Genomic DNA, 25,936 nt, shown 5'->3' with positions numbered 1-25,936 from the left:
GATCAGGCGATGAACGAGCGAATCACTCCTCCGATGCACGCGCTGCCCGATGGTGAGGCGGAGCTCTCTCTGGTCGTGCGGCTCCCCTGGGAGGACGTCGCACGCCTCGGCCAGGAAGCGGGGCGGCTCGCTTCGCAGATGCAGCGGCCGGTGACGCTGGACGAGGCGGTGAGCTACCGGCTGCGGTCCACCCGGCCGTCGGCGTCGCACGCGAAACCCGCCGCGGAGCAGCCGCCGGCGGCCGTGTCCACACTGCCACGGATCAGCGGAACAGCCTAGGAAACGCGTACCTTCGCCGCCGCCTTCCTCGCTGCCACCAGAACCGGGTCCCAGACCGGTGAGAAGGGCGGGGCGTAGCCCAGGTCCAGGGCCGTCATCTGGTCCACCGTCATCTGCGCGGTCAGCGCCACCGCGGCGATGTCGACCCGTTTCGCGGCGCCCTCCCTGCCGACGATCTGGACGCCCAGCAGCCGGCCCGTGCGGCGCTCGGCGAGCATCTTGACCGTCATCGGGGAGGCGCCGGGATAGTAACCGGCGCGGCTGGTGGACTCGATGGTGACGGTCTCGTACCGCAGACCGGCCCGGTGGGCGTCCTTCTCGCGCAGACCCGTGCGGGCGATCTCCAGGTCGCAGACCTTGCTGACCGCCGTGCCGACCACGCCCGGGAAGGTCGCGTAACCGCCGCCGACGTTGCTGCCGATGACCTGACCGTGCTTGTTGGCATGGGTACCGAGGGGGATGTACTGCTCCTGGCCGGAGACCAGGTTCAGCACCTCCACGCAGTCGCCGCCCGCCCAGATGTTCTCGTGGCTGCGCACCCGCATCGCGAGGTCGGTGAGCAGACCGCCATGGGCGCCGAGCGGCAGGCCCGCGGCCCTGGCGAGCGCGGTCTCCGGCCGGACACCGATGCCGAGGATCACCACGTCCGCGGGATACTCGGCGTCCTGCGTGGCGACCGCGCGGGCCCGGCCGTCCTCCCCGGTGAGGATCTTGGTGACCTCCGCGTCGTTCACCATGGTGATGCCGAGGCCCTCCATGGCCCGGTGCACCAGCCGGCCCATGTCCGGGTCGAGCGTCGACATGGGTTCCTTGCCGCGGTTGAGGACGGTCACCTCGAAGCCGCGGCGGAGCAGCGCCTCGGCCATCTCCACGCCGATGTAGCCCGCCCCGACGACCACCGCTCTGCGGCCACGCGTGCGTGCCAGCGTGTCCAGCAGCGCCTGGCCGTCGTCCAGGGTCTGCACGCCGTGCACGCCGGGGGCGTCCGCGCCGGGCAGGTCGGGGCGGACCGGGCGTGCGCCGGTCGCGATGACGAGCTTGTCGTACGGCGTCCAGGACTCGGCGCCGGAATCGACGTCACGCGCGCGTACCCGCTGTCCGGCCACGTCGATCTCCGTGACCTCCCTGCGCAGCCGCAGATCGATGCCCCGCGCGCGGTGTTCCTCGGGCGTGCGGGCGATCAGGGCGTCGCGTCCGGGGACGGCGCCGCCCACCCAGTACGGGATGCCGCACGCCGAGAAGGAGGTGAAGTGGCCGCGTTCGAAGGCCACGATCTCCAGTTCGCCGGGCCCCTTCAGCCGGCGCGCCTGCGACGCCGCGGACATGCCCGCGGCGTCGCCGCCGATGACCACCAGCCGTTCCCGGCCACTGCCGTCCCGCCCACCGCTCATGCTCATGGGAACACGCTACGGGGCGGGGACATGTCGGTCCTGGCCGGGCTGCTTCGGCGAGGGACTGCGGCACCGGGCGGGCCGACGGCAGGAGACAGCGCGGTCGTCGCCGGCGCGGGCTCCCGGCGGCGCGGCTGCCGGGGCCGTACGCACCGCAGCCACCGCAGCGTCAGCGGGGCCGCGAACGCCGCGACCGGCAGGACCGCGCCGAGCGCGAGCGCGATCCCGCGCAGCACCGTGACGGACACGTGCCGGCCGCCCGACAGCGCGTCCACGGCCCGGACCCGGCGCGGACACCGGGCCGTACCGCCCATGACCCCGGCCCTGTCCGCGGTGTCCGTGGGGTCTGAGAGAGTGGGTGCATGAGCGCAACGGGTACGCGTACGGGGCATGTCGTCGTCATCGGAGCCGGTGTCGCCGGGCTGGCCGCCGCCCACCGGCTGCTCGGGCGCGGCATGCGCGTGACCGTGCTGGAGGCTTCCGGCCGGGTCGGCGGCAAGCTGCTGCCGGGGGAGATCGCGGGTGTCCGGGTCGATCTGGGCGCCGAGTCGATGCTCGCCCGCCGGCCCGAGGCGGTGGCCCTCGCGCGCGAGGTGGGCCTGGCCGAGCGGCTCCAGCCGCCGGCCACCGCGACCGCCTCGATCTGGACCCGAGGCGCCCTGCGCCCCATGCCCAAGGGCCATGTCATGGGCGTGCCCGGCACCGCCGCCGCCCTCTCCGGAGTGCTGTCCGACGAGGGCCTCGCCCGCATCGAGCGCGACGCCGGCCTGCCGCGCACCGAGCTCGGTGACGACGTGGCCGTGGGGGAGTACGTGGCCGCCCGGCTCGGCCGGGAGGTCGTCGACCGCCTGGTCGAGCCGCTGCTCGGCGGGGTGTACGCGGGCGACGCGTACCGCATCTCGATGCGCTCGGCCGTCCCGCAGCTCTTCCAGGCCGCCCGCATCCACGCGTCGCTCACCGAGGCCGTCCGCGACATCCAGGCGAAGGCCGCCGCCGCCCAGCAGAACGGGCCGGTGTTCATGGGCATCGAGGGCGGGGTGGGCAGCCTCCCGCTCGCGGTCGCCGAGTCGGTGCGGGCGCGCGGGGGAGAGGTCCTCACCGGGACGCCGGTGCGAGAGCTGCGCCGGGGCGGGACGGCGGAGCCGGGCGAGGGCGCGGGTGGGACCAGGGACGCGGCGTGGCGCATCGTCGCCGGTGACCGCGTGCTGCACGCGGACGCGGTCGTCCTCGCCGTCCCCGCGGGCGCGGCCGCCGGCCTCCTGCGCGCCGAGGCCCCGGCCGCGGCGGGCGAACTCGCCGCCGTCGAGTACGCCTCGATGGCCCTGGTGACCCTTGCCTACCGGCGCCGGGACCTGAGACTCCCCGAGGGCAGCGGCTTCCTCGTGCCGCCCGTCGACGGACGCACCATCAAGGCCTCGACCTTCGCCTCGCAGAAGTGGGGCTGGATCGCCGAGGAGGACCCCGACGTGGTCGTCCTGCGCACGTCCGTCGGGCGGTTCGGCGAGACGGAGATCCTCCAGCGGGACGACGCCGCCCTGGTGGAGGTGTCCCGGCACGACCTGCGGGAGGCCACCGGCCTGGACGCCGTGCCCCTGCAGACCCGGGTCACCCGCTGGACCGACGGCCTGCCGCAGTACCCGGTCGGGCATCACGCGCGCGTGGCCCGCATCCGCGAGCACGTCGCCAAGCTGCCGGGCCTCGCGGTGTGCGGCGCGCAGTACGACGGCGTGGGCATCCCGGCCTGCATCGCGAGCGCGTACGCGGCGGTGGATCAGCTGGGCGGTGACCTGAGCCGGGTCCGGGAGCTCACGGCCAACCCGGTGCAGAGCCTCCACGGCGGAGCGGGAGAATAGGGGCCATGAGTGACGACGCCCCCACCACCGAGTCCGGCAGGATCCCGAACAAGGGCAAGCTGGCCAAGGACCTCAACGAGGTCATCCGCTACACCCTGTGGTCGGTCTTCAAGCTGAAGGACGTGCTGCCGCAGGACCGCGCCGGTTACGCCGACGAGGTCCAGGAGCTGTTCGACCAGCTCGCCGCGAAGGACGTGACCATCCGCGGCACCTACGACGTCTCCGGCCTGCGCGCCGACGCCGACCTCATGATCTGGTGGCACGCCGAGACCAGCGACCAGCTGCAGGAGGCGTACAACCTCTTCCGCCGCACGAAGCTCGGCCGCGCGCTGGAGCCCGTGTGGTCCAACATGGCGCTGCACCGCCCGGCCGAGTTCAACCGCTCGCACATCCCGGCGTTCCTCGCCGACGAGACGCCCCGCAACTACGTGAGCGTCTACCCGTTCGTGCGCTCCTACGACTGGTATCTGCTGCCCGACGAGGACCGCCGCCGCATGCTCGCCGACCACGGCAAGATGGCCCGCGGCTACCCGGACGTGCGCGCCAACACGGTCGCCTCGTTCTCCCTCGGCGACTACGAGTGGCTCCTGGCCTTCGAGGCCGACGAGCTGTACCGCATCGTCGACCTCATGCGCCACCTGCGCGCCTCCGAGGCCCGCATGCACGTCCGCGAGGAGGTCCCGTTCTACACGGGCCGCCGCAAGAGCATCGCGGATCTGGTGGCGGGCCTGGCCTGAAAGCGCCCCCGAAGGGGCGCCGCGGGGCTGTGTCGATGTGCGGCTCCGCCCGGGCCGCCTAGCGCCGACCACTCCGAAGGGTGCCGCGCTGGGCCTTCTTCGCCGGCCCCACCGCCGGAGGCAACCGGTGCGGCGCGCACGACGCGCGCCGCCCGGGGACCCGCCCCTCCAGCAGGTAGGCGTCGAGATACGCGTTGACACACGTGTTGGCGCCGCCCCCGATGCCGTGCGTGCCGGCATCCCGCTCGGTCACCAGCACCGAGTCGGCCAGCCGCCGGTTCATCTCCAGCGCACCCGGATACGGCGCCGCCGCATCCCGCTCGGCCGCCAGGATCAGCACCGGCGGCAGCTCACCCAGTCCGGTCCGCACGTCCAGCGGCTGCTGGCGGGGCGCCGGCCAGAAGGCGCACGGCAGGTTCATCCACGCGTTGTCCCAGGTCTCGAAGGGCGCCACCCGGGCGAGCCGGGTGTTGTCCCGGTCCCACACCCTCCAGTCCGTCGGCCAGGGCGCGTCGTTGCACTCCACGGCCGTGTAGACCGCGTTGCCGTTCTCCGCCTCCGCGGCCGTCCTCAGGTCCGGCGCCGCCAGCCGCACCAGCGGCTTCGGGTCGCCGTGCAGATACGCCGACAGGGCCTGGGCCTGGCCCGGCCAGAAGTCGTCGTAGTACCCGGCCCGCAGGAACGCGTTCTGCAGCTGGCCGGGACCGACCTTCCCGCCCGCCGCCCTGGCGGCCAGCCGCTCCCGCGCGGTGTCGTAGCTGCGCTGGACCTTCTCGGCGGTGTCACCGAGCCGGTAGACGTCGTCGTGCCGCGCGATCCAGTCCCGGAAGTCCGCCCAGCGCTCCTCGAAGGCGGCCGACTGGTCGAGGTTGTTCCGGTACCAGATCTTGGCCGGGTCCGGGTTCACCGCCGAGTCCAGCACCATGCGCCGTACGTGCGCGGGGAACAGCGTCGCGTACAGCGCACCGAAGTAGGTGCCGTACGACGCCCCGAGGAAGGTCAGCCGGTTCTCGCCCAGCGCGGCCCGCAGCACGTCGAGGTCCCGGGCGTTGTTCAGGGAGGTGTAGTGGCGCAGCTTGTCCCCGGAGCGCTCGGCGCAGCCGCGCGCGTACGCCTTCGCCTCGGCGATGCGCTCGCGCTTGTACGCCTCCGACGGGTGTGCCGGCGACGCGGTGGGCGCCTTGAAGTAGTGCTTCGGGTCCTCGCAGGACAGCGGCGCCGAACGGCCCACGCCGCGCGGGGCGTAGCCGACCAGGTCGTAGGCGGCGGCGATCCGCTTCCACTCCGGAGCCGTGCCGACCAGCGGGAAGTACATGCTGGACCCGCCGGGGCCGCCCGGGTTGTAGACGAGGGCGCCCTGCCGGGGGACCTTCCGCTTGCTGTTGTGCGGGTCCTTCTGGGTCGCCGGGGCCCGGCTGACGGTCAGGGTGATCTGCCTGCCGTTCGGGCGGGCGTAGTCGAGGGGGACGGTCACCGTGCCGCACCGCAGGTTCTTCGGCGCGTGCGGTACGTCGGCGGGGGAGCAGGTGCCGAAGGCGATGCCGGTCGCCTCGGCGCGGGCCACGGCCACCTCGGTGCCGCGCAGCTCGGCCGCGCCGGGGGCACCGGGCGCCGCGGCGGCGGGCGCGCCCCCTGCCGGGGCTGCGGCCAGGCTGGTCAGGAGCAGGGTCCCGGCGGCCGAGTACAGGGCGGCAGCTCTCATCGCGTATCCCTTCGGTGCAACGGCGGCGATGGCACGGCTGCCACGGCCCGGCGACAACAGAAGGGATATTTCGGTCGGCCCCCGGTGAAGGCAAGCACCATCGGGCCGGTGTCGGCGTCAATGCCCCTGTGCGCCCCCGCAGCGCCGTCACTCCCGCCAGGGATGGTCGCGGTGGGTGAACGCGGCGCGCAGCTCCGGCTCGCCGATCGCGCGGATCCCGCGCAGGGCGACCGAGGTGAGGAACGACCGCTCGTCGGCGGCCGGCCTGCGGGGGAGCGCGCCCAGCAGCCGCTGCCCGGCCGGGGAGGCCCAGCGCGCGGACGGAGGCACTTCGAACCGGGCGATGGCCAGGCAGCTCAGGGCCAGCGTGAGGGGCAGGGCGAACCACAGACCGACCAGCAGCCGCGGTGTCCCGGTCTGGACGGGCAGCAGCAGCGCGGTCAGGCCGAGCGCCGCCACGGCCGGCGCGGCGGCGCGCACCTGGCGGACGGCGGCGCCCACGGTCGTGGCGGCGCCGTCGGGGACGGCGAGACCCGCGCGCACGAGCCGGTCGGCGAGCCGCCGCACGGCCTCGGCGCCGGCCGTCCGCGCCCGCACGGGCGCGATCCGCGACTGTCCCTCAGGCCCTATGGCCCCTATGACGGACTGCTCGATCTCGTCGCGCCCACGCGGGTCCACCACGGTGGCCCAGCCGGTGTGCGCGAGGAGCAGGCGCCGCTGGCGGGCCATGGAGACCAGGGTCACATCGGCGACCCGGGCCGGGCCGCCGGAGAGGAAGGCCGCCTCGTACAGCGTCAGATCGTGCTCCCGGTCCGGTGCCGCGGCATCCGTGTCCAGGGCCGCGGCGCGAACGGCGGCAAGACACAGCCGGGTGCACGCCGTACCGGCGAAAGCCCAGGCCAGGAGCAGGAGAAGGACCCAGAACATGACGTGTTTCTATGCCAGAGGCCTGGGTGAACACCATGCCCTGTTCAATATTCGGACACAGTGTTAGCGGTATGTGACGTTCCGTTTTGAGTCCGCGTCAGGGGCTGGACGTCGCGGGCGGCGGGCTGGCGGCGGCGGGCGGCAGGGAGTACGACTCGGCCGGTGAGGGCACGACCGGCACGGCGGCGCTCGGGGCGACCACCGGCGGGGAGGGCACGGGTGTGGGCGAGGCCGCCAGGTCCCGCGCGAGTGCCGCGAAGTCGACGTACCCCGTCGCCTCCAGGATCTTGATGTGGTCCAGGACGGTCGCGTTGGCGTCGTCGGCGAGATCACGGACCAGGGAGTTCTGGGTGCCGGCCCGGACCTGGGCGACCAGCGCGAACACCCGGCCGTGGGCGAGCCTCAGGATGTCGGCGAACCGGCGGTCGAAATCCTCCCCCTTCGCCGCCCTCAGGGTGGCGAGCCACTGCTTCTGCTGCTCGTTCGGTTCGTCGGGCAGCGGTACGCCGAGCTGGGTGGCGACGGTGCGCACATGCGCGTCCAGCGAGGTGTGGCCGTCGACGAGGTGCTGGCCCGCGGTGCGTACGGCGGCCGTGGTCCCCTTCTGCTCCGCCAGCTCGCCGGCGGGCAGCTCCCAGAGTCCCGCGAGCCGCACCTTGGTGATGAAGTCCCGGTCCTGCGTGGCCAGGGGGCCGTACGGGGTGGTGACGGTCTGCGCGCTCAGCACGTTCGCGCCGGCCGCGCCCTGGCGGTCGGCGTACGACCAGAGCGGGTACAGCAGCGCCGCCGCGGTCGCCGCGAGGGCCGCGATGACGAGTCCGGTACCGCTGAATATGCCTCGGCCCTCGACCGGGGGGCGGGGTCGCATGGCGCCTCCTGTAGCGCACCGTACGCGAGTGTGCAGGGGTGGTGCGGCTTGGCATATTACTGCGGGTTCCTGCAGGGCCTTGGCCGTGGCGCCTTGTCGTGGAGGTGCCACTGTGCGTCGGCGGCTGCGGGTGCGCCGCGGTCGCCCGCGCAGTTCCCCGCGCGTCTGAGGGAGGTGCCGTGCTGTCCGCCTGCGCAGGGCCGCCGGCACCCGGCCGGCGCCGGTGAACGACCCCCTTTCCGGTCAGCCCCGGTTCCTCAGCAACACCCTCCGCGCCACCTGCGCCACCCGCCCGGCATGCCTCGGCGCGGGCCCCGCCCGGTCCAGCCACCACTCCCGCAGCGCCCGCCGGGCCCCCGCGTCCTCCGGCCGACCGGCCTCCAGCAGACGACCGGCGAAGTCCAGCGCGTCCCGCCGGTACCCCCCACTCATCGGCCGCACCCGCGCGTACTCCAGGAACGCCCCCCGGTACCCGTCACCGAGAATCACCGGCAGCTCGGGCGCCACCTTCGCCACCACATCCGCCCGCTTCGCCGCGAGCGCCCGCGCCTGCACCCCCATGCGCACCCGGTCGAACCCCTCGGGCACCGGCGTCCCGGCCACCAGTGAGGAGAGCACGGCGGCCTGCGCGACCCCGACCCGCCCCCGCGCCCCGACCGCTGACCGTGCCTCGGCCGCTGACGGTGCCCCGGCCGCCGGCCGCGCCAGAACCGCGACACCCCCACCCACCGAGCCGACGCCGGTGTCGGTGCCGGCGACAGCCCTCGCAGCCCCGTGCGCACGCCCGTGCCCGGCCGTCACCGCCTCCCGGATCACGGCCAACTCGCGCTCCAGCTCGGCGGGTTCCGGAAAGTTCTCGTCCCGTTCCAGCAGGACACCGGGCGGGGCGGTGCGGGAGGCAAGGTCGGTGAGGATGTCGAGCACCGGGCGCGGCACGGGGTGCGCGTGGCTGTCGTGCCAGACGCCGTCCCGCTCGAAGCCGCCCGCGACATGGACGTAGGCGATCGCCTCCACAGGCAGCGCCGCCAGCGCCTCGGCGGGGTCCTCGCCCCGGTTGACGTGGTTGGTGTGCAGGTTGGCCACGTCGATCAGGAGCCGTACGCCGGTCCGCTCGACCAGCTCGGACAGGAACTGCCCCTCGGTCAGCTCCTCGCCCGGCCAGGAGAACAGCGCGGCGATGTTCTCCAGCGCCAGTGGCACCGGAAGGGAGTCCTGGGCGATGCGCACGTTCTCGCAGAGCACGTCGAGGGCGTCCCTGGTGCGCGGCACCGGCAGCAGGTGCCCTGCCTCCAGGCGCGGCGAGGCGGTGAGCGGGCCGCCCGCACGGACGAACGCGATGTGCTCGGTGACCAGCGGCGCGCCCAGCGCCTCCGCCCGCTCGGCGAGCGCCGTCAGCCGGCCCTCGTCGGGACGGTCGGCGCCGCCCAGACCGAGGGAGACGCCGTGCGGGACCACGGTCACCCCGCGCTCGCGCAGTCGCAGCAGCGAGGCGGGAAGGTGGCCGGGGCAGACGTTCTCCGCCACGACCTCCACCCAGTCGATGCCCGGCATGCGCTCCACGGCGTCCGCGATCTCCGGCCGCCAGCCGATCCCCGTACCCAGTCGCCGCATGGTTCCACCCCTCCTCCGAATGACGGGGGTATGGCCCCGGCGACCGGACGCGAACCTCCCGCGCACCGGGTTCAGAGCAACATTTGAGGTTCGGCCCCCGCCGTCCGTGACCCGGGGGAGCGGCCCCGGCTAGCGCAGTGCGGGATGGTCGGCGACGACCGTGCAGCTGCCCGGGGCGATCTCCGTGAAGCCGGCATCCCTGACCACCGGCAGTCCGCTGCCGGTCAGCCGGGGCCAGTCGGCGGGGTCGGCCGTGCGGACGGCCAAGGCGAAGCCCGTGTCCCGCCAGGCGGTGCGCTCCGTCTCGGGCAGCGCCCACCAGGCCAGCTGGGCGCCGTGCCCGGCCTGAGCCATCGCCTTGCCCGCCGACATCTCCAGCTCCGGGTTCAGCCACAGCACGGGCTGCGCCGGATCGGTCCCGCCGGGCGGCTCGGGGTCGTCCAGCTCGGTGCCGGACACCTGGAGCTTGGCCAGGTCCTTGGGCCAGCCGTCGAGCGGGATCGGCGGGAAGACGCGGACCTGCGCGGACGTACCGGCCACCGCGATCCCGGGCAGCGCCTCGGCCCGCCGCCACTCGGCGCCCCGGGCCCGCCGGACGACCTTGCGGATCCGCGCGTCCTCCCAGTTCCGCACCGACTCGGCCCACTCCCCGTCACCGTGTGCCCGCTCGTCCGCGAGCAGCGCGAGCACCGCCCGGGCGGCCGTCTCCAGCGCATCGGTACGGGCAGGCGGCGCACTTCGCTCGATCCGCACCACGAGCGGCAGTACGAACTGCGGCGCCTCGTCGCGAGGGTTGCGCTCGGCCTGGAAGGGACTGACTCCGGCAGACGGCAGACTCTGGCTCACACCGGCCAACCCTAAGGGGCACGGCGCTGCGTCTGACGTGCGGTTGCGGTGGGCCGGCCCCGAGGGACCGGTTGCACTCGCTCAGAGGCTGTGGGCGGTGATGTCGCCGTGGGAGGTGGTGGCGCGGATGTCGAGTGCGGGGGTGCCGGTGTTCTTGAGGGTGTTGCTGATGCGGCCGTAGCTGGTGCCGGCGTCCAGGGTGGCGGAGACGCCGGCGGCGGCGCCGATGGTGATGTCGCCGGACTGGGTGCGCAGTTCGACGGTGCCGTGTGCGGCTTGGGTGATGCGGATGTCGCCGCGTGCGGTGCTGATCCGGGCGGGGCCGCCCAGGCGGCCGATTTCGATGTCGCCGTCGGTTGCGGTGAGGTGCAGGCTCGCGGTTTCGTCGATCTTTGTCCGGCGGTGGGCGCCTTCGAAGGTGACGTCGCCGAGGCGGCCGACGCCGCGGAGTTCGCAGCCGGCGGTGTGGGCCTCGACGCGGGAGTGGGCGGGCAGTTTGACGGTGACGTCGAGGGCGCCGGAGGGGCCGAAGAGCTGGTTCTTGGGTTCCGCGGTGGTGATCCGCAGGACGCCGTCGGCGTAGGAGACGTCGGTGTGCTCGGCGGTCTGGACGTCGCGCCTCTTGGCGGGGTCGGCGGGCCGGACCTCGACGGCGGTGTCGGTGCGGTCGGCGGCGATGAGCTGGATGCGTCCGGCGGGGATGTGCAGGACGGCGGAGATCGGGGCGGGGGTGTCGAACTTCTGCATGGTGGTCTCCGGTGCGCGCTGGTTCGTTTCTGACACCGGAAAAGCTACGTTGCTTTCCAGAGCAAGACAACATGCTCGTTGCGCTTGATTGGTATCTGTGCAGGTAACAGGCGTGAAAGTGTTGCAACGAGTCTGCAGGGTAACGCAACGGAGCGGGGGCTATCGTTGCAATGGGTTGTAAGTGAACGCTATAGTGGGGGCTCACGGACACCACGAACGATCACCAAGGAGACCGCGATGCCGGGAGGCAGGCTCACCCAGCAGGAACGCCAGCAGATCGCGCTGGGGCTGGCCGACGGCCTCGCCTACGCGGAGATCGCCCGACGCCTCGAACGTCCGACCTCGACGGTCACGCGTGAGGTGATGCGGAACGGCGGCCCCACCGCCTACCGCGCCGACCTGGCCCACCGCGCCACCGAACGCCGCGCTCACCGGCGCAGGCCCGCCTCTCCCAGAGGGCCGGAGTCGCTGCCCCAGCCCCACGGACGCGACGCCGAGGCCGTGGCCGAGTACCAGGAGAAGCTCACCACCGTCTTCATGATTTCCGGGCTGCCCAAGATGACGGCCCGAGTGCTGGCCTGCCTCTACATGACCGACGCGGGCAGCCTCACCGCATCCGAACTCGCCCAGCGCCTCCAGGTCAGCCCGGCGTCCGTCTCCAAAGCGATCACGTTCCTCGTGAGCATGGACCTCGTCCGCCGTGAGCGCGACGAACGCCGCCGTGAGCGCTACATCGTCGACGACGACCTCTGGTACCAGTCGATGATCCGCAGTGCCCGATCCAATGACCAGCTCGTCGAAACCGCACGACAGGGCGTCGCCGTCCTCGGCCCCGACACCCCCGCGGCCGCCCGTCTCGAAAACGTCGCCCGCTTTCTCGACTTCATCACCGAGAGCCTGACCCGCGCCGCGGAGCAGGCCCGTGAAATCCTCTACACCAGGACCGAGACGACCCCGGCCGACACGGACACACCCCGTCGCCCTTGATCCGTGCCCTGAGTCACCCTGAGCAGGCGGTGCGCTGTGCCTCCTGCCACTCGCACCGGGGGCACAACGTGATGCCCTTGTACGACTCCGGGTACTCCGTCGGCTCCCGGCACAGCACACAGTCGGCATACGGCGGCCCGTCGGCCTGGGGTGGCTTGGCGGCGTCGACAATCGTGCAGTAGTCCTCGTCGCTCATGCCTCCAGCGTAGGACGGTCACCGATGGCCGGACGTCTCGCCGATCAGCTCGGAGACCTTCACGAACCGGTACCCGCGCTTGCGCAGTTCCGGTACGACCGCCCGGACGACCCGCTCGGTGGTCGGGGCGGCGCTGCGGGTGCAGTGCATGACGACCACCGAGCCGGGTTTCACCCCGTCCAGCACCTGCCGGGTGACGGCGTCGGCGTCCGTGGCGAACGCGTCTCCGCTCACCACGTCCCACTGCACCGCGGTCACCCCGAGCCCGCTCAGCGCGCGCAGCGCCCGCTGGTCGTAACACCCGCCGGGAAAGCGGAAGTACGGCAGCGCGTGCTCCACGCCCGCCTTGTGCAGGGAGGCGTACGCCCGCTCCACGTCCGAGCGCATCTTGCCGGCGTCGACGGTGGGCAGGCCGTAGCAGTCGCTGGTGAACGCGTAGTGGCTGTAGGAGTGGTTGGCGACCTCGAACTGCGGGTCGTGGCCGAGGCTGCGGGCCTCGGTCGGGTACTCGTCGGCCCACCGGCCGGTCATGAAGATCGTCGCCGGCACCTTCAGCGTGCGCAGGGTGCCGATCAGGTCCGGGTTGTCGAAGTGCTCGCCGGCCGCCGCGCGCGGGCCCTCGTCGGCGGTCATGTCGGCGTCGAAGGTCAGCGCGACGGTCTTCCCCAGGGTGCGGGGGCCGTGCTCGAAGACCGGGGTCAGGCCGCCGGGGCCCGGGGTCAGCACGGGAGGATGCGAGGCGGACGGGGAGGCGGGGACGGGGGACTCGGCCGGGTCCCGGCGGGCGCTGCCCGCCGGGTCCGCGGTACCGCAGGCGGCGAGAGCCGCGCCCAGGGCGCAGACGGCGGTGATACGGCGTAGTTGTGGGATCACGGTATGAAAATATGACTAACTGACGACTTGTGTGATTATTTGTCCTGCGGTGGGGTGATACGCCCCGGGTCCCGCTGCTCCAGCGGCCGTACCGCCGGGCCCTGGAGCACCGTGCCGTCGACGGCGAAGCGGGAACCGTGGCACGGGCATTCCCAGGCCTTTTCGGCCTGGTTGAAGGAGACCAGACAGCCGAGGTGGGTGCAGCGGGCCGAGACCGCGTGCAGCGCGCCCTCCTCGTCCCGGTGCACCGCGAGCCGGCCGCCGTCCGCCCGGACCACCGCCCCGTCGCCGGGTGCCAGGTCGTCCACCGAGGCCGGCGGCTTCAGGCGGTCGCCGATGAAGTGCCGGGCCACCTCCGCCTGTGTCTTCAGCAGCGACGGTGCCTCGCGCACCACCGACTTCAGCCGCCGCGGGTCGTACAGCTCGCGCCAGGCGCAGTCCCGGCCCGTGATCAGCGCGGTCAGCAACTGCGCGGCCATGATCCCGCCGCTCAGCCCCCAGCCGCCGAAGCCGGTGGCGACCCAGGTGTGCCGGGCGCCCGGGTGGAAGGGACCCACCAGTGGCACGGTGTCGGTGGAGTCGTTGTCCTGGGTCGCCCAGGCGTGGTCCAGGGCCACCCCGGGGAAGTGCTCCTCGGCCCAGGCGGCGAGTGCCTCGAAGCCGGCCCGCACATCGCCGGTGCCCGGTGTGAAGTGCTCCCCGGTGACGACGAGCAGCCGCTGCCCGTCCGTTCCGTACGGTGCGGTGCGCACCGAGCGGGTGTTCTCCTCCGGTGTGATGTACATGCCCTCGGGATCCGCGCCCGCGCCCAGCGGACCCGCCACGACCAGCTCGCGGCGCGGGGAGAGCCGGGCGAACAGCAACGCCCGGTCGAACACCGGGTAGTGGGTGGCGATCACGACGTCCCGTGCGGTGACCGTGTGACCCGACCCCGTCGTCAGACGGCAGGGCTCGCCGCCCTCCTGCAGGCCGACGACCCGTGTCTCCTCGTACAGCCGGCCGCCGCGCGCGACGAGATCGTCGATGATCGCCCGCAGATACCTGACCGGGTGGAACTGTGCCTGCCCGGTCACCCGGACCGCGCCCGCCACCGGGAACGGCAGCCCGGTCTCCGTGGTGAACTCGGCCGGCAGCCCCGCCTCCCGCGCCGCCTGCGCCTCCGCCCGCAGCTCGTCCACGCGCGCCCGGTCCCGCACGAACGTGTACGCGTCCCGGGTCTCCCACTCGCAGGCGATGCCCAGCTCGGCCACCAGCGACGCCGCGTGCTCGATCGCCTCCGACTGGGAGCGGGCGTACAGCCGTGCCCCCTCGGGGCCGCGGGTGCGCCGCAGCCGGTCGTAGACGAGGGTGTGCTGGGCCGTCAGCTTGGCGGTGGTGTAGCCGGTGACCCCGCCCGCCGCCCGCCCGGCCTCCAGCACCGCCACCCCCAGTCCGGCCCGGGTCAGGTCGTATGCGGTGCTCAGTCCGGCGATGCCCGCGCCGACGACGGCCACGTCGACGTCCAGGTCCCCGTCCAGGGCGGGACGGGGCGGCGCCGGCGCGGTCCGCAGCCAGTAGGAGTCGGTGACGTGCCGCTGCTCCTGCATGGCCGCCGGGTACCCACCCCCGTCGGCTTCAGCAATCGCTCCCGGACGAAGTGAGGGCGTGGTGACCTCACACGCAGCTGCGCATGAGGTCACCACGCCCTGTCCCTGTCGGCGGTGGGCGGCGGGCCGGCCCACCGGATGTCCGGCCTGCCGCCGCTTCCCGCCGTCAGGGAGTTCTCAGCCGGCCCGGGTCAGGCCTTGTTGCTGCAGCCCATGGTCGAGCCGATGTGCGTCGCCTGCGCACCCGGGTCGCCTTCGCCGTTGAGCGCGTTGCCCAGCAGGCCGTTGAGGATGCCGACCTCGCCGAGCACGTCGAGGTTCAGGTCGTGGTCCTTGCAGTTGGAGCTCTGCATGACGTGCCACCCCCCCTTGTCGTGGTCGTCCCCGTGCTCATGGTCGTCGGCGTAGGCCGTGCCGGCGGCGGCGAACCCGACGGTGCTGAGGGCCGCGACGAGCACGGCAGCCCTGCGAAGTCTGTGCATGTCATCTCCATGACGTGAGTGTGGATGCGGTCTGCAACGGGGCGACCTCTTACAGTCACGGAGATTATGTGAAAATAACCCAAAGCGGGCAGCGACGCGCCGGGTTTTTGCGTGAAAAGTCCGGTCTGGAGGCAAAAAGACGTCAAGCGCCCTTCAGTAGCCGCTCCCGGCATTCCGCCACGTCGAAGTCGCCCTTCGGATAGTGCGGGTCGAGTTCCCGCAGGTGCTCCAGCAGCAGGCGGCTGATCGCCCAGTTCCGGTACCACTTGCGGTCCGCCGGCACCAGGTACCAGGGCGCGTACGGCGCCGCGCAGCGCTCCAGGGCCAGCTGGTACGCCTCCTGGTAGGCGGGCCACAGGGCGCGCTCGTCGATGTCGCCGGGGTCGAACTTCCAGTGCTTGTCCGGCCGGTCCAGGCGGCGCAGCAGCCGGCGCCGCTGCTCCTCGTAGGACACGTGCAGAAAGCACTTGATCACGGTCACGCCGTCCTCGGCGAGGGAGCGCTCGAAGTCGTTGATGAGGCCGTAACGGCTGCCGATCTCGGCGGGCCGGGCCAGATGCCGTACGCGGGCGATGAGGACGTCCTCGTAGTGCGAGCGGTCGAAGATGCCGATCTCGCCCGGCCCTGGCAGGGCCGCGCGCACCCGCCACAGGAAGTCGTGCCGCCGTTCCTCCTCGGTGGGCGCCTTGAACGCCTGGATCCGGCAGCCGGACGGATTGAGGTGACCGATGACGTGCTTGACCGTGCCGCCCTTGCCGCTGGTGTCCATGCCCTGCAGCACCAGCAGCACCCGCCGGCGGTCCCCCGCCGTGCCCGCCGCCCACAGCCGCTCCTGAAGGTTCGCCAGGTGCTTGCCCATGCGGGCGCTGTCGGCACGCCCGGTCCGCTTCCCGCCGGGGGCGCCGGGAGTGGCCCGCGCGTCATACCCGGCAAGCACCACCGGCTCGCCGGGCGGAAGGCGCAGCAACCCCCTGAGATCCTTCGCGCTTTCCTTCACCACGGCATGGTGCGCCCGCAACTGCCGACTCCGCCAGCCGTGGCCGCGTCCCGGAGGGAAGCCGCACGCTAGCCGGAGCGAGGCTCTCCGTCACCGTTCGACGCCAGCTGCTGCTGGTTGCCCCGCTCCAGGAAGTGCAGCAGCTCCACCGGGATGGGCAGGACCAGCGTGGAGTTCTTCTCGGCCGACACCGCCATCACCGTCTGCAGCAGCCGCAGCTGGAGGGCGGCGGGTGTGTCGGCCATCTGCTGCGCGGCCTCGGCCAGCTTCTTGGAGGCCTGGTACTCGGCGTCCGCGTTGATGATCCGGGCGCGGCGTTCCCGGTCGGCCTCGGCCTGGCGGGCCATGGACCGCTTCATCGTGTCCGGCAGCGACACGTCCTTGATCTCCACCCGGTCGACCTGGACGCCCCAGCCGACGGCCGGACTGTCGATCATCAGCTCCAGGCCCTGGTTGAGCTTCTCGCGGTTGGAGAGCAGATCGTCCAGGTCGCTCTTGCCGATGATCGACCTGAGGGACGTCTGGGCCATCTGCGAGACCGCGAACTTGTAGTCCTCCACCTTCACCAGCGCGCTCTCCGCGTCGACCACCCGGAAGTAGACGACCGCGTCCACGCGGACGGTGACGTTGTCCCGGGTGATGCCCTCCTGCGCGGGGATCGGCAGCGTCACGATCTGCATGTTGACCTTCTGCAGCCGGTCCACGAAGGGGATGATCAGGTTCAGGCCCGGCGGCCGTACCTCACCCGTGACGCGCCCGAGCCGGAACAGCACGCCCCGCTCGTACTGCTTGACCACGCGGGCCGCCATCGCCAGGTACACCACGCCGGCCCCGCCGGCCGCGGCGATCGCTCCCAGCAGATCCTGGAGCATGATGACCTCCTCACCGAGAGGTCTGTTGTTTGTCCGCTGCTGTAACGATATGCCAGTTCCAGGCCGATCGAGTCGGGTGGTGGCGAGGGGGCCGTGACCAGGAACCCCGGTACGGCCCCCTCGGGGCACTCAGCCCGTCGGCACCGTCAGCTCCACCGGCTCCGTACCTGCCGCGCTGTGCCGTTCCGCCCAGTTCTCCAGGGCCGTACGGCAGGCGCGGTCCAGGTGGTGCAGGCCGGACAGGTCGAGGCGGACCGGGCGGTCCTGGGGCAGCGACTCCAGGCTGTCCAGGATCTTCGGCAGCCGCAGGAAGGTCGCGTTGCCGGACAGATACGCGTCGACCGGACCCGCACCCTTGTCGATGACCTCCAGCTTGACGTGCGAGGCTTCCCAGGCGGTCTTGACCACGGCCAGCGCGAGACCGATCAGCACGCCCTCGAACATGCTGACCGCCACGATCGAGACCGCCGTGACGGACAGGACCAGCGCCTCGCCCCGGTGCTCGCGCCACAGCACGGCCAGCGCCCGGACCGGCACCAGCTTGGCGCCGGAGTGGACCAGGATGCCCGCCAGCGCCGGGATCGGGATGTGGGCGAGCACGCCGGGCAGCAGCGCGGCGAACAGCAGCAGCCACACGCCGTGCAGGACACGGGAGGCCTTCGTACGGGCCCCCGCCTGCACGTTGGCCGCGCTGCGCACGATCACCGCGGTCATCGGCAGCGCGCCCAGCAGGCCGCACACCGTGTTGCCGGCGCCCTGGGCGATCAGCTCCCTGTTGTACTCGGTGCGCGGCCCGGAGTGCAGCCGGTCCACGGCCGCCGCGCTGAACAGCGACTCGGCGGACGCGATCAGGGTGAAGGCGACGACGGTGCCGAGCATCCCGACGCCCGCCAGCTCGCCGAACGCGCTCAGCGGCGGCGGCTGGATCGAGCCCAGCAGGCCCTGCACCTCGACCGTGGCGACCGGCAGGGCCAGCGCGAAGGTGGCCACCGTGGCGAGGCCGACCGCGGCCAGCGGACCGGGCAGCGTCCGCACCTTGGCCGGAACGTGCTTCCACAGCAGCAGTACGGCGACCGTGCCCGCGCACACCGACAGCGAGGCCAGTGCGGTGCCGTTGCCGAGGGCGTGCCGGAGCGCCCCGGGCAGCCCGGCGATCTTGTCGAGTCCGGAGCCGGGGGCCTTGGCCGCCAGCGCCGGGTACAACTGCCCGGCGATGAGCACGAGTCCGATCCCGGCCAGCATGCCCTCGACGACGGAGACCGAGATGGCGCGGAAGTAGCGGCCCAGCCCGAGCAGGCCCATGCCGACCTGGAGGAGGCCGGTCGCGAGCACGATCACGCCGAGTGCCGGCAGGCCGAACTCCTTGACCGCCTCGAAGACGAGCACGGTCATTCCGGCCGCCGGACCCGACACCTGCAGGCTGCTGCCGCGCATGAGCCCGGTGACGAGGCCGCCCACGACGCCGGTGACCAGGCCCAGTTCGGCCGGGACCCCGGAGGCGACGGCCACGCCCACGCACAGCGGCAGCGCGACCAGGAAGACGACGAGGGAGGCGGCGAAGTCCTGCCGCAGATACGGGAATCGGGATATGGGGTTCTTACTGGTCATCGGCGCGCTCACAGGGACTCGAAGGTGTCGGTCTGCGGGCGGTGCGTCCGTACGGTCCCGGTGTGCACCTCGTAGTACCAAGCGTGCAGCGTCAGTTGACCCGCTGCGAGCCGGCGCTCGACGCACGGGTAGGAGCGCAGCCGCAGCAGCTGGGTCAGGACATGGGCCTGCACGCCCTCGGCGACCTCCGGATCCTCGGCCGCGCCGGTCGGGCGCGGGGTGGCGTGCGCGAGCCAGTCGCGCACGGCGGGTACGGCGGTCAGGTCGTCACCGCGCACCAGCGCGCCGACGGCGCCGCAGTGCGAGTGCCCGCAGACGACGATGTCGCGGACGCCGAGCACTTCCACGGCGTACTCGATGGTGGCCGCCTCGCTGGTGGGGTGCTGCGAGGTGTGGGGCGGCACGATGTTGCCCGCGGTGCGCAGCTCGAACAGCTCGCCGGGGCGGGCGCCCGTGATCAGGGCCGGGACGACCCGGGAATCGGAGCAGGTGATGAACAGCACCTGCGGGGACTGGCCTTCGGCGAGTTTGGCGAACTCCTCAGGGCGCTGTCCGAAGGTACGGGCGTTGTCGATGAGGGGCTGCATATGTGTGAGTTCCTCCTGGCGCGCCTGCAGGGACGCGTCGGACTTGAACGACGTTGTATGTGGGGGAAGTTGCAGAAGGTGAACGCCGGTCAGCAGCGGAAGACCTGAAGCGCTGCCGGGGCGTGGTCTCTGGAGGGGCTCGCGGCGCGGTGGTACGGCGCGCCGGGTGCGTCCGGTGCATCGGTGCCGGACGCACGGCCGGCTATCGGCAAAGGCCGCTGGGCCCAGCCGGAGGCCGAGCCGCGTTGCCGGTCGCGGAGGTGCGGGGCGCCCATGGGGGCGCCCGAGCGGTGCGGGGCGCGGACCGAGTCCTTCTCCTCGTGCACCGGGGGCACGGAGGACGGAATTCCGGACTCGGCCTTGGCCAGTGCCTGACGGACCGTATGCGCGGGTGCGAAGTTTCCTGTCGGAGCGAAGAGCTGGAGCGCGAGCAGGAGCACGGCGAGGAGAGTGAAGCGGGTCCGGGTCGTCGTACCTCGGAACATGCGCCCCCCTTCCACCGCGTCGCACGTCTAGTACGGACCAAGCATTAGTCAATGGATGGTCAAGAAGCACTTTAACCCTGCAAAGGCCTTTGCAGGGTTAACGGCGCGTTACGAACGCAAGAGAGCGTGAAAAGTGCCGGTCGCGTGGCGCGATCCGGCTCTTGACTAGGAGCCGACGAGACCCTTCGCGTCGCGGGCCAGTGCGGTGAGCCGGGAGATCGCGCGGAAGTACTTCTTGCGGTAGCCACCCTTCAGCATCTCCTCGCTGAACAGCTTGTCGAACGGCAGGCCCGAGGCCAGCACGGGGACCTCGCGGTCGTAGAGCCGGTCGGCCAGCACCACGAGCCGCAGCGCGGTCGACTGGTCCGGCACCGGCTGGACGTCGGTCAGGCACACCGCCCGCAGCCCGTCGGTCAGCGCGCCGTACCGGCTCGGGTGGACCTTGGCCAGGTGCTCCAGCAGATGCGGGAAGTCGTCGAGCGAGGCACCCGCGGTGGCGTAGGCCGCCTTCGTCACCTCTTCGTCGGTGAACGGCTTCGGCGCCTCGGGCAGGCCGCGGTGGCGGTAGTCCTCGCCGTCGATGCGCAGGGTGCGGAAGTGGGCGGACAGACCCTGGATCTCGCGCAGGAAGTCGGCGGCGGCGAACCGGCCCTCACCGAGCTTGCCCGGCAGCGTGTTGGAGGTGGCGGCCAGCGCCACGCCGGCCTCGACCAGCTTGCCGAGCAGTGTCGACACGAGGACCGTGTCGCCCGGGTCGTCCAGTTCGAACTCGTCGATGCACAGCAGGCGGTGGTCGGAGAGCGTGCGCACGGTCTGCTGGAAGCCGAGGGCGCCGACCAGGTTCGTCAGCTCCACGAAGGTGCCGAATGCCTTGAGCGCGGGCTCGGCCGGGGTGGCGTGCCACAGGGAGGCGAGCAGGTGGGTCTTGCCGACGCCGTAGCCGCCGTCCAGGTAGACCCCGCGCGGGCCGGCCGGCACCTTGGGCGCCCTGGCCCTGCCGAAGCCGAAGAAGCCGCGCCTGCCTGCGCCGGAGGCGTGCGCCCCGCCGAGCCCGGCCGCGAAGCCGTCGAGCACCTGCACGGCCTCGGTCTGGCTGGGCTGGTTCGGGTCCGGTATGTAGGTCGAGAAGCGGACCGAGTCGAACCGCGGCGGCGGCACCATCTCGGCGACCAGCCGGTCCGCGGGGACGTGCGGCTCGCGGGCGCACAGGGAGAGGGGGCCCGCGTCGGTCAGAGGGCTGGATCCGGGGGCGGTGGTGGAGGACGACACGGTTATCCATGCTAAGCGCCGTGTCACACTGCACGACATGCGACGCCTGTTCCCTGTGACCGACGAAACAGCAGCCCGGGCCTTCGGCGGCACCACCGAGGGCGAGGGGGCCGGAGGGATGACCGGGGCCCATGCGGCCGGAGTGCCGGGAGCGCACGGGGGCGGCGCGCTCGCCGACCGTGAGTGGAGCCTCGCCGAGCTGGCCGCCGCCTACGCCTACCCGGAGCCCGCGCCGGGTGCCCCGCGACCGTGGCTGCGGGCCAACATGGTCTCCTCGCTGGATGGTGCCGCTCAGCACGAGGGACGCTCCCAGCCCATCTCCAGCGCCACCGACATGCGGATCTTCGGCACGCTGCGAGCGCTCGCGGACGTGATCGTGGTGGGCGCGGAAACGGTACGGCAGGAGGGGTACCGGCCGGCACGCGCGCGTGCCGAGTTCGCCGACGCCCGCAAGGCCGCCGGACAGACCCCGGCGCCGGTGATCGCGGTCGTCAGCGCGAGCCTGGAGCTGGACTTCTCGCTCCCGCTGTTCACCTCGCCCCTGGTGCCCACGCTGATCCTGACCGGGGCCGCGGCCGCCCCCGACCGGGTCGCCGCCGCCGAGAAGGCCGGCGCCAGGGTGCTGATCGCCGGTGAGGGCACGGGCATCGAGCCCGCGCGTGCCGTCGGCGCCCTGGCCGGCCTCGGCCACACCCGGCTGCTCACCGAGGGCGGTCCCCGGCTGCTCGGCCAGCTGATCGCCGACGAGGTGCTGGACGAGCTGTGCCTGACCCTCTCGCCCATGCTCACCGCGGGCGACGCGCAGCGCATCGCCGGGGGGCCGCCGGTCACCGTGCCGCACCGGTTCGAACTCGCGTCCCTTCTGGAGGAGGCCGGATTCCTGTTCGGTCGTTACCGTCGGTCCTGAATCGGCGGAATGGACCGTTCCGTTTAGCTTCCGGCGGGCAGACTTAGTCCGGCACAATCCGTGCGATCACGGGGCAGGATGGTTTCCGCAGGGGCCTTGCCGGGGCCCCACGGAGGAGAAGAGGCGTTCGGTGTTCACAAGCGTTCTGATGATCGAGAAGGCCTTGACGTCCGCCGACGTGGAGTTCGTCACCACCTTGCACGGAGACGAGCCGGTCGCGTTCCACGTGCTCCTCCAGCCGCGCGGCGACCAGGCGGACCGCCTGCTGCGGGCCATCGACGACATCGCGCTCGGCGAACTGGACGAGGCGGTGCGGGAACGGGAGACCCCCGAGGGGGAGGACGCCAGGAGCGTCGGCCGGCAGGCCCTGGACGTGTCGGTGCAGGCGCTGCGGGCCGCCGGCAGCCAGGCGGACGGCCGGCTGGTCGAGGATCACCCGCTGGACGCGCTGAAATCCCTCGTCGCCGACGTCGACGCCGACGAGGTGATCGTGCTGACCGACCCCCACTACGTGGAGGAGTTCTTCCACCGGGACTGGGCCTCGCGGGCCCGGCACAAGGTGGGCGTTCCGGTGCTGAAGCTGTTCTCGCACAGCAAGGCGCAGTGACCTCGGCTGTCGGAGAAAGCACGGGGCTCGGCATAGGCTAGGCCTGCTTCAGCCCGCACCGTGATCCTGGGAGAACCACATGGCACCCGGCCTTCCTACCGCCATGGACCGACCGCACTTCATCGGCATCGGCGGCGCCGGGATGTCGGGGATCGCCAAGATCCTCGCGCAGCGCGGGGCCCAGGTCGCCGGGAGCGACGCCAAGGAGTCGGCGACCGCCGAGGCACTGCGCGCGCTCGGGGTCACCGTGCACATCGGGCACGCCGCGGAGCACGTCGCCGACGACGCGAGCTGTGTCGTGGTGTCGTCGGCGATCCGTCAGGACAACCCCGAGCTGGCCCGCGCCGCCGAGCTGGGCATCCCGGCGGTGCACCGCTCCGACGCGCTCGCCGCGCTGATGGAGGGGCTGCGTCCGATCGCCGTGGCCGGCACCCACGGCAAGACGACGACCACTTCGATGCTGGCCGTCTCCCTCACCGAGCTGGGTCTGAAGCCGTCGTACGCCATCGGCGGCGACCTCGACGCACCGGGCTCCAACGCGCTGCACGGCGAGGGCGACATCTTCGTCGCCGAGGCCGACGAATCGGACCGCAGCTTCCACAAGTACGCGCCCGAGGTCGCGATCGTCCTCAACGTCGAGCTGGACCACCACGCCAACTACGCCTCGATGGACGAGATCTACGAATCCTTCGAGACCTTCGCCGGGAAGATCGTCCCCGGCGGCACACTGGTGATCTCCGCCGACCACGAGGGCGCGCGGGAGCTGACCCGGCGGCTGGCGGGGACGGTGAGGACGGTGACGTACGGCGAGGCCGAGGACGCCGACGTGCGCGTGACCGCCGTCGTACCGCAGGGGCTCAAGAGCCGGGTCACCGCGCTGCTGGACGGCCAGGAGCTGACCTTCACCGTCTCCGTGCCCGGCCGCCACTACGCCCTCAACGCCGTCGCCGCGCTCACCGCCGGCGCCGCGCTCGGCATCCCGGCCGCCGAGCTGGCGCCCGCGCTCGCCGCCTACACCGGGGTCAAGCGGCGCCTGCAGCTCAAGGGCGAGGCCGCCGGCGTCCAGGTGATCGACTCCTACGCCCACCACCCCACCGAGATGACCGCCGACCTGGAGGCCATGCGCGCCGCCGCCGGCGAGGCCCGCATCCTCGTCGTCTTCCAGCCCCACCTCTTCTCCCGCACGCAGGAGCTGGGCAAGGAGATGGGCCAGGCCCTCGCCCTCGCCGACGCCTCCGTCGTGCTGGACATCTACCCGGCTCGCGAGGACCCGATCCCGGGCGTGACCAGCGAGCTGATCATCGAGGCCGCGCGCGCTGCCGGCGCCGACGTCACCGCCGTGCACGACAAGACCGAGATCCCCGCCGTGATCGCGGGAATGGCGAAGCCCGGCGATCTGGTTCTCACCATGGGCGCGGGCGACGTGACCGACCTGGGCCCGCTGATCCTGGACCGCCTGTCGCAGTAAAGGGGCTGAGGCTCATGTCGTACGACGTCGAAAAGCCGGACGAGCAGTGGCGCACGGAGCTGAACCCGGCCGAGTACGCCGTGCTGCGGCAGGCCGCCACCGAGCCGGCCTTCACCGGTGAGTACACGGACACCACCACCAAGGGCGTCTACTCCTGCCGCGCCTGCGGCGCCGAACTGTTCACCTCGGACACCAAGTTCGCGTCGCACTGCGGCTGGCCGAGCTTCTACGACCCGAAGGACACCGACGCGGTGGAACTGGTCGAGGACCGCTCCCACGGAATGGTCCGCACCGAGGTGCGCTGCGCCCGCTGCGGCTCCCACCTGGGGCACGTCTTCGAGGGCGAGGGCTACCCGACCCCGACCGACCAGCGGTACTGCATCAACTCGATCTCCCTGCGCCTCACCCCCGACCAGGGCTGACACGAGCTCCAGGCTGCGGCCCAGCGCCGTAGGGAGCGGCTGTGCCCCGTTCGCTGCGGTTTGAGACCCTGTGAGGGTGTTGGGTGTGGCGCGCTGGATCCAGTCCCGTCGCAGGCCTCAGCCCGCCGACGGCGACCGCCACCGCGAGGACGGCGGCGGCCAGGAGGGAGCCGCGACGTCCGAGCCGGCCGGGGATTCCGCGGACTCAGTGGAATCAGCGCAGGCCGCGGAGGTCGTGCAGCGCGTCGGGGGTGTGCCGGTCGGCGATGTCGTGACGGCCGGTGCGCGGACGGGCGTGTTGCGGGAGGCGCTCGCCGGGATCGGTAGGACCCTCGACGAGGCCACGACCTGCGCCGAGCTGACCCGGGTCGCCGTACGGCTGGCCGGCGGAACGGCCGCCGTGATGCGCCTGACCGGCCGGACGGTGACCGGGTACGAGGCGATCACCGGGGACGCCCATGCGCTGCCCGACGCCGGATGGGCCGCCGCGGTGGCCCGCCACGCGGGCGTACCGGCGCTCGGCGCGCAGCCGGAGCCATGGCTGGAGCGCGCGGGCGGCGCCGGGGCCGCGATCGCCCTGTGCGCGCCGCTGATCAGCGGAGACGACGCGTACGGCGTCCTGGTGTGGACGCGCTGCGGGCCGCCGCCCCTGCGCCGTGCGGAGGCCGAGCTGCTCAGCCTGCTCGCCGAGCGCGCCGCCTCCCACATCCGGCACGCCCGCGCCTACGCGAGCGTCAGCCGCACCGCCGGCGACCTGCAACGCGCTCTGCTCTCCGAGCCCGGCCGCCCGCACCCCAACCTGGACATCGCCATCCGCTATCTGCCGGCCGGCGGCGGCGTTCTGGTCGGCGGCGACTGGTGCGAGACCGTACGGCTGCACTTCGGGCGGACCCTGCTGGTCGTCGGCGACGTCATGGGACACGGCCTGGAGACCGCCGTCGACATGAACGCCTACCGCTCCTCCCTGCGCTACATCGCCTCCGCCGATCTGCCTCCGCACCGGGTGCTGCGGCAGATGGACGACATCGCCTCCCGGGAGGCGGAGCGGCGGCCCGCCACATGTCTGCTCGCCCGGGTCGACCCGGGGCGCCGGCAGGTCACGCTGGCCAGCGCCGGGCATCTGCCGCCCGTGCTCATCACCTCCGGCGGCGAGGCCTCGATCGTGCCCGTCCCGGTGGGGCCACCGCTGGGTACCGGGCTCGGCGGTTACGAGTCCACCACCCAGCGGCTGGAACCCGGCCAGACGCTCGTACTGTTCACCGACGGACTCGTGGAACGGCGGGGTGAGGACATCGACCGCTCGCTGGCCCGGCTGTCCGCCGTCCGTTTCCCCGCCGGGGACGGGCTCGACGACGTTCTGGACACCATCCTCGGCCGGCTGGACGCACGGCACGCGGAGGACGATGTCGCCGCACTGGCCGCCCGCCCGCACAGCCGACAGGGGACTCCGGCCGACGCGGCCCCGCCATAGGGCCTGCGGTCGTCCGGCGGTGCCGGGTGCGCCCGGGGCGGGCGCGTCCGCCGGTGGCCTGACCGGTCGTTCGCCGCCAGAGCACTGAAACACTCGCCGTCTAGACTCTCCCCGCAACGGCCTGCGCATCGACGACCGTGGCCGGAAGCGGCGGAAAT

27 protein-coding genes are annotated in these 25,936 nt (G+C 72.6%); 9 read left to right on the top strand and 18 right to left on the bottom strand.

From position 1 onward, the window contains the following. Nucleotides 1–9: 9 nt before the first annotated feature. The gene (locus ACZ41I_RS13370) at nucleotides 10–279 is read left to right on the top strand and encodes a hypothetical protein (protein ID WP_363218755.1); all 270 of its coding nucleotides are present in this window, start codon (nucleotides 10–12) and stop codon (nucleotides 277–279) included. On the opposite strand, the gene ACZ41I_RS13365 is transcribed toward ACZ41I_RS13370, so the two are convergent. Together ACZ41I_RS13365 and ACZ41I_RS13360 are read right to left on the bottom strand one after the other, a co-directional pair. Further along, nucleotides 276–1,676: an FAD-dependent oxidoreductase gene (locus tag ACZ41I_RS13365; RefSeq protein WP_468514092.1), complete on the bottom strand. Its 1,401-nt coding sequence runs from the start codon at nucleotides 1,674–1,676 to the stop codon at nucleotides 276–278. The genes ACZ41I_RS13370 and ACZ41I_RS13365 overlap by 4 nt on opposite strands. Continuing rightward, nucleotides 1,673–1,984, bottom strand: a complete 312-nt coding sequence (locus ACZ41I_RS13360; RefSeq protein ID WP_468514091.1) for a hypothetical protein — start codon at nucleotides 1,982–1,984, stop codon at nucleotides 1,673–1,675. The genes ACZ41I_RS13365 and ACZ41I_RS13360 overlap by 4 nt, the downstream gene beginning before the upstream one ends. A 48-nt stretch (nucleotides 1,985–2,032) precedes the next feature. Here ACZ41I_RS13360 and hemG point away from each other — a divergent pair, with 48 nt between their 5' ends. Beyond that, the gene (gene hemG / locus ACZ41I_RS13355) at nucleotides 2,033–3,523 is read left to right on the top strand and encodes a protoporphyrinogen oxidase (protein WP_468514090.1); all 1,491 of its coding nucleotides are present in this window, start codon (nucleotides 2,033–2,035) and stop codon (nucleotides 3,521–3,523) included. 5 nt (nucleotides 3,524–3,528) lie between these two features. Next, complete coding sequence (hemQ, locus tag ACZ41I_RS13350; RefSeq protein ID WP_363218751.1) at nucleotides 3,529–4,260, top strand: hydrogen peroxide-dependent heme synthase; 732 nt, start codon at nucleotides 3,529–3,531, stop codon at nucleotides 4,258–4,260. A 58-nt stretch (nucleotides 4,261–4,318) separates the two neighbouring features. On the opposite strand, the gene ACZ41I_RS13345 is transcribed toward hemQ, so the two are convergent. The 6 genes from ACZ41I_RS13345 to ACZ41I_RS13320 all read right to left on the bottom strand — a co-directional run bounded on the left by ACZ41I_RS13345 (nucleotide 4,319) and on the right by ACZ41I_RS13320 (nucleotide 10,961). Further along, complete coding sequence (locus ACZ41I_RS13345; protein ID WP_399772661.1) at nucleotides 4,319–5,962, bottom strand: alpha/beta hydrolase; 1,644 nt, start codon at nucleotides 5,960–5,962, stop codon at nucleotides 4,319–4,321. A gap of 147 nt (nucleotides 5,963–6,109) precedes the next feature. Beyond that, nucleotides 6,110–6,889: a TIGR04222 domain-containing membrane protein gene (locus ACZ41I_RS13340; protein WP_399772663.1), complete on the bottom strand. Its 780-nt coding sequence runs from the start codon at nucleotides 6,887–6,889 to the stop codon at nucleotides 6,110–6,112. A gap of 97 nt (nucleotides 6,890–6,986) precedes the next feature. Then, nucleotides 6,987–7,757 carry a DUF4142 domain-containing protein gene (locus ACZ41I_RS13335; protein ID WP_468514089.1) on the bottom strand — a complete coding sequence of 257 codons (771 nt, stop codon included), beginning with the start codon at nucleotides 7,755–7,757 and terminating at the stop codon, nucleotides 6,987–6,989. Between the two features lie 243 nt (nucleotides 7,758–8,000). Next, entirely contained in the window at nucleotides 8,001–9,368 is a 1,368-nt protein-coding gene (locus tag ACZ41I_RS13330; protein WP_468514088.1) for an MbnB/TglH/ChrH family RiPP precursor modification enzyme, read from the bottom strand. 129 nt (nucleotides 9,369–9,497) lie between these two features. Next, the gene (locus ACZ41I_RS13325; RefSeq protein ID WP_399772671.1) at nucleotides 9,498–10,214 is read right to left on the bottom strand and encodes an aminoacyl-tRNA hydrolase; all 717 of its coding nucleotides are present in this window, start codon (nucleotides 10,212–10,214) and stop codon (nucleotides 9,498–9,500) included. Nucleotides 10,215–10,295: 81 nt separating this feature from the next. Continuing rightward, the gene (locus tag ACZ41I_RS13320) at nucleotides 10,296–10,961 is read right to left on the bottom strand and encodes a DUF4097 family beta strand repeat-containing protein (protein WP_468514102.1); all 666 of its coding nucleotides are present in this window, start codon (nucleotides 10,959–10,961) and stop codon (nucleotides 10,296–10,298) included. Nucleotides 10,962–11,198: 237 nt separating this feature from the next. Here ACZ41I_RS13320 and ACZ41I_RS13315 point away from each other — a divergent pair, with 237 nt between their 5' ends. Further along, nucleotides 11,199–11,948: a GbsR/MarR family transcriptional regulator gene (locus tag ACZ41I_RS13315; protein WP_468514087.1), complete on the top strand. Its 750-nt coding sequence runs from the start codon at nucleotides 11,199–11,201 to the stop codon at nucleotides 11,946–11,948. A gap of 13 nt (nucleotides 11,949–11,961) precedes the next feature. On the opposite strand, the gene ACZ41I_RS13310 is transcribed toward ACZ41I_RS13315, so the two are convergent. From ACZ41I_RS13310 to zapE, 10 genes are all read right to left on the bottom strand, one after another. Continuing rightward, nucleotides 11,962–12,144, bottom strand: coding sequence for a hypothetical protein (locus ACZ41I_RS13310; protein WP_399772677.1), 183 nt, complete (start codon nucleotides 12,142–12,144; stop codon nucleotides 11,962–11,964). Between the two features lie 18 nt (nucleotides 12,145–12,162). Beyond that, nucleotides 12,163–13,017 (bottom strand): polysaccharide deacetylase family protein, encoded by an 855-nt coding sequence (locus ACZ41I_RS13305; protein WP_363218253.1) that lies wholly within the window; start codon nucleotides 13,015–13,017, stop codon nucleotides 12,163–12,165. Between the two features lie 35 nt (nucleotides 13,018–13,052). Next, entirely contained in the window at nucleotides 13,053–14,603 is a 1,551-nt protein-coding gene (locus ACZ41I_RS13300; RefSeq protein ID WP_468514086.1) for an FAD-dependent oxidoreductase, read from the bottom strand. Nucleotides 14,604–14,794: 191 nt separating this feature from the next. Beyond that, a complete protein-coding gene (locus ACZ41I_RS13295; RefSeq protein WP_363218251.1) occupies nucleotides 14,795–15,085 on the bottom strand; it encodes a hypothetical protein in 291 nt (96 codons plus the stop codon). A 142-nt stretch (nucleotides 15,086–15,227) separates the two neighbouring features. Continuing rightward, the gene (locus ACZ41I_RS13290) at nucleotides 15,228–16,082 is read right to left on the bottom strand and encodes a PPK2 family polyphosphate kinase (protein ID WP_468514085.1); all 855 of its coding nucleotides are present in this window, start codon (nucleotides 16,080–16,082) and stop codon (nucleotides 15,228–15,230) included. A 68-nt stretch (nucleotides 16,083–16,150) separates the two neighbouring features. After that, nucleotides 16,151–16,954 carry a slipin family protein gene (locus tag ACZ41I_RS13285; protein ID WP_363218249.1) on the bottom strand — a complete coding sequence of 268 codons (804 nt, stop codon included), beginning with the start codon at nucleotides 16,952–16,954 and terminating at the stop codon, nucleotides 16,151–16,153. 129 nt (nucleotides 16,955–17,083) lie between these two features. Beyond that, nucleotides 17,084–18,562 carry a SulP family inorganic anion transporter gene (locus ACZ41I_RS13280; RefSeq protein WP_363218248.1) on the bottom strand — a complete coding sequence of 493 codons (1,479 nt, stop codon included), beginning with the start codon at nucleotides 18,560–18,562 and terminating at the stop codon, nucleotides 17,084–17,086. An 8-nt stretch (nucleotides 18,563–18,570) separates the two neighbouring features. Continuing rightward, a complete protein-coding gene (locus tag ACZ41I_RS13275; RefSeq protein ID WP_363218247.1) occupies nucleotides 18,571–19,149 on the bottom strand; it encodes a carbonic anhydrase in 579 nt (192 codons plus the stop codon). 89 nt (nucleotides 19,150–19,238) lie between these two features. After that, complete coding sequence (locus ACZ41I_RS13270) at nucleotides 19,239–19,634, bottom strand: hypothetical protein (RefSeq protein WP_468514084.1); 396 nt, start codon at nucleotides 19,632–19,634, stop codon at nucleotides 19,239–19,241. Between the two features lie 165 nt (nucleotides 19,635–19,799). Continuing rightward, nucleotides 19,800–20,903: a cell division protein ZapE gene (gene zapE, locus ACZ41I_RS13265; RefSeq protein ID WP_363218245.1), complete on the bottom strand. Its 1,104-nt coding sequence runs from the start codon at nucleotides 20,901–20,903 to the stop codon at nucleotides 19,800–19,802. Nucleotides 20,904–20,940: 37 nt separating this feature from the next. Between zapE and ACZ41I_RS13260 the strand changes: the two genes are divergently transcribed. The 5 genes from ACZ41I_RS13260 (at nucleotide 20,941) to ACZ41I_RS13240 (ending at nucleotide 25,778) form a co-directional block, all read left to right on the top strand. Continuing rightward, complete coding sequence (locus tag ACZ41I_RS13260) at nucleotides 20,941–21,810, top strand: pyrimidine reductase family protein (protein ID WP_468514083.1); 870 nt, start codon at nucleotides 20,941–20,943, stop codon at nucleotides 21,808–21,810. Nucleotides 21,811–21,940: 130 nt separating this feature from the next. Further along, entirely contained in the window at nucleotides 21,941–22,417 is a 477-nt protein-coding gene (locus ACZ41I_RS13255; RefSeq protein ID WP_363218244.1) for an indole-3-glycerol phosphate synthase, read from the top strand. A 79-nt stretch (nucleotides 22,418–22,496) separates the two neighbouring features. Beyond that, complete coding sequence (murC, locus tag ACZ41I_RS13250; RefSeq protein ID WP_468514082.1) at nucleotides 22,497–23,885, top strand: UDP-N-acetylmuramate--L-alanine ligase; 1,389 nt, start codon at nucleotides 22,497–22,499, stop codon at nucleotides 23,883–23,885. Nucleotides 23,886–23,899: 14 nt separating this feature from the next. Continuing rightward, entirely contained in the window at nucleotides 23,900–24,307 is a 408-nt protein-coding gene (gene msrB / locus ACZ41I_RS13245) for a peptide-methionine (R)-S-oxide reductase MsrB (protein ID WP_363218242.1), read from the top strand. A gap of 85 nt (nucleotides 24,308–24,392) precedes the next feature. Next, entirely contained in the window at nucleotides 24,393–25,778 is a 1,386-nt protein-coding gene (locus ACZ41I_RS13240; protein ID WP_468514081.1) for a PP2C family protein-serine/threonine phosphatase, read from the top strand. Nucleotides 25,779–25,936 lie beyond the last annotated feature (158 nt).

It is taken from the genome of Streptomyces sp. NPDC030799 (assembly GCF_055572255.1).
This window is presented reverse-complemented; position numbering and strand designations above follow the sequence as displayed.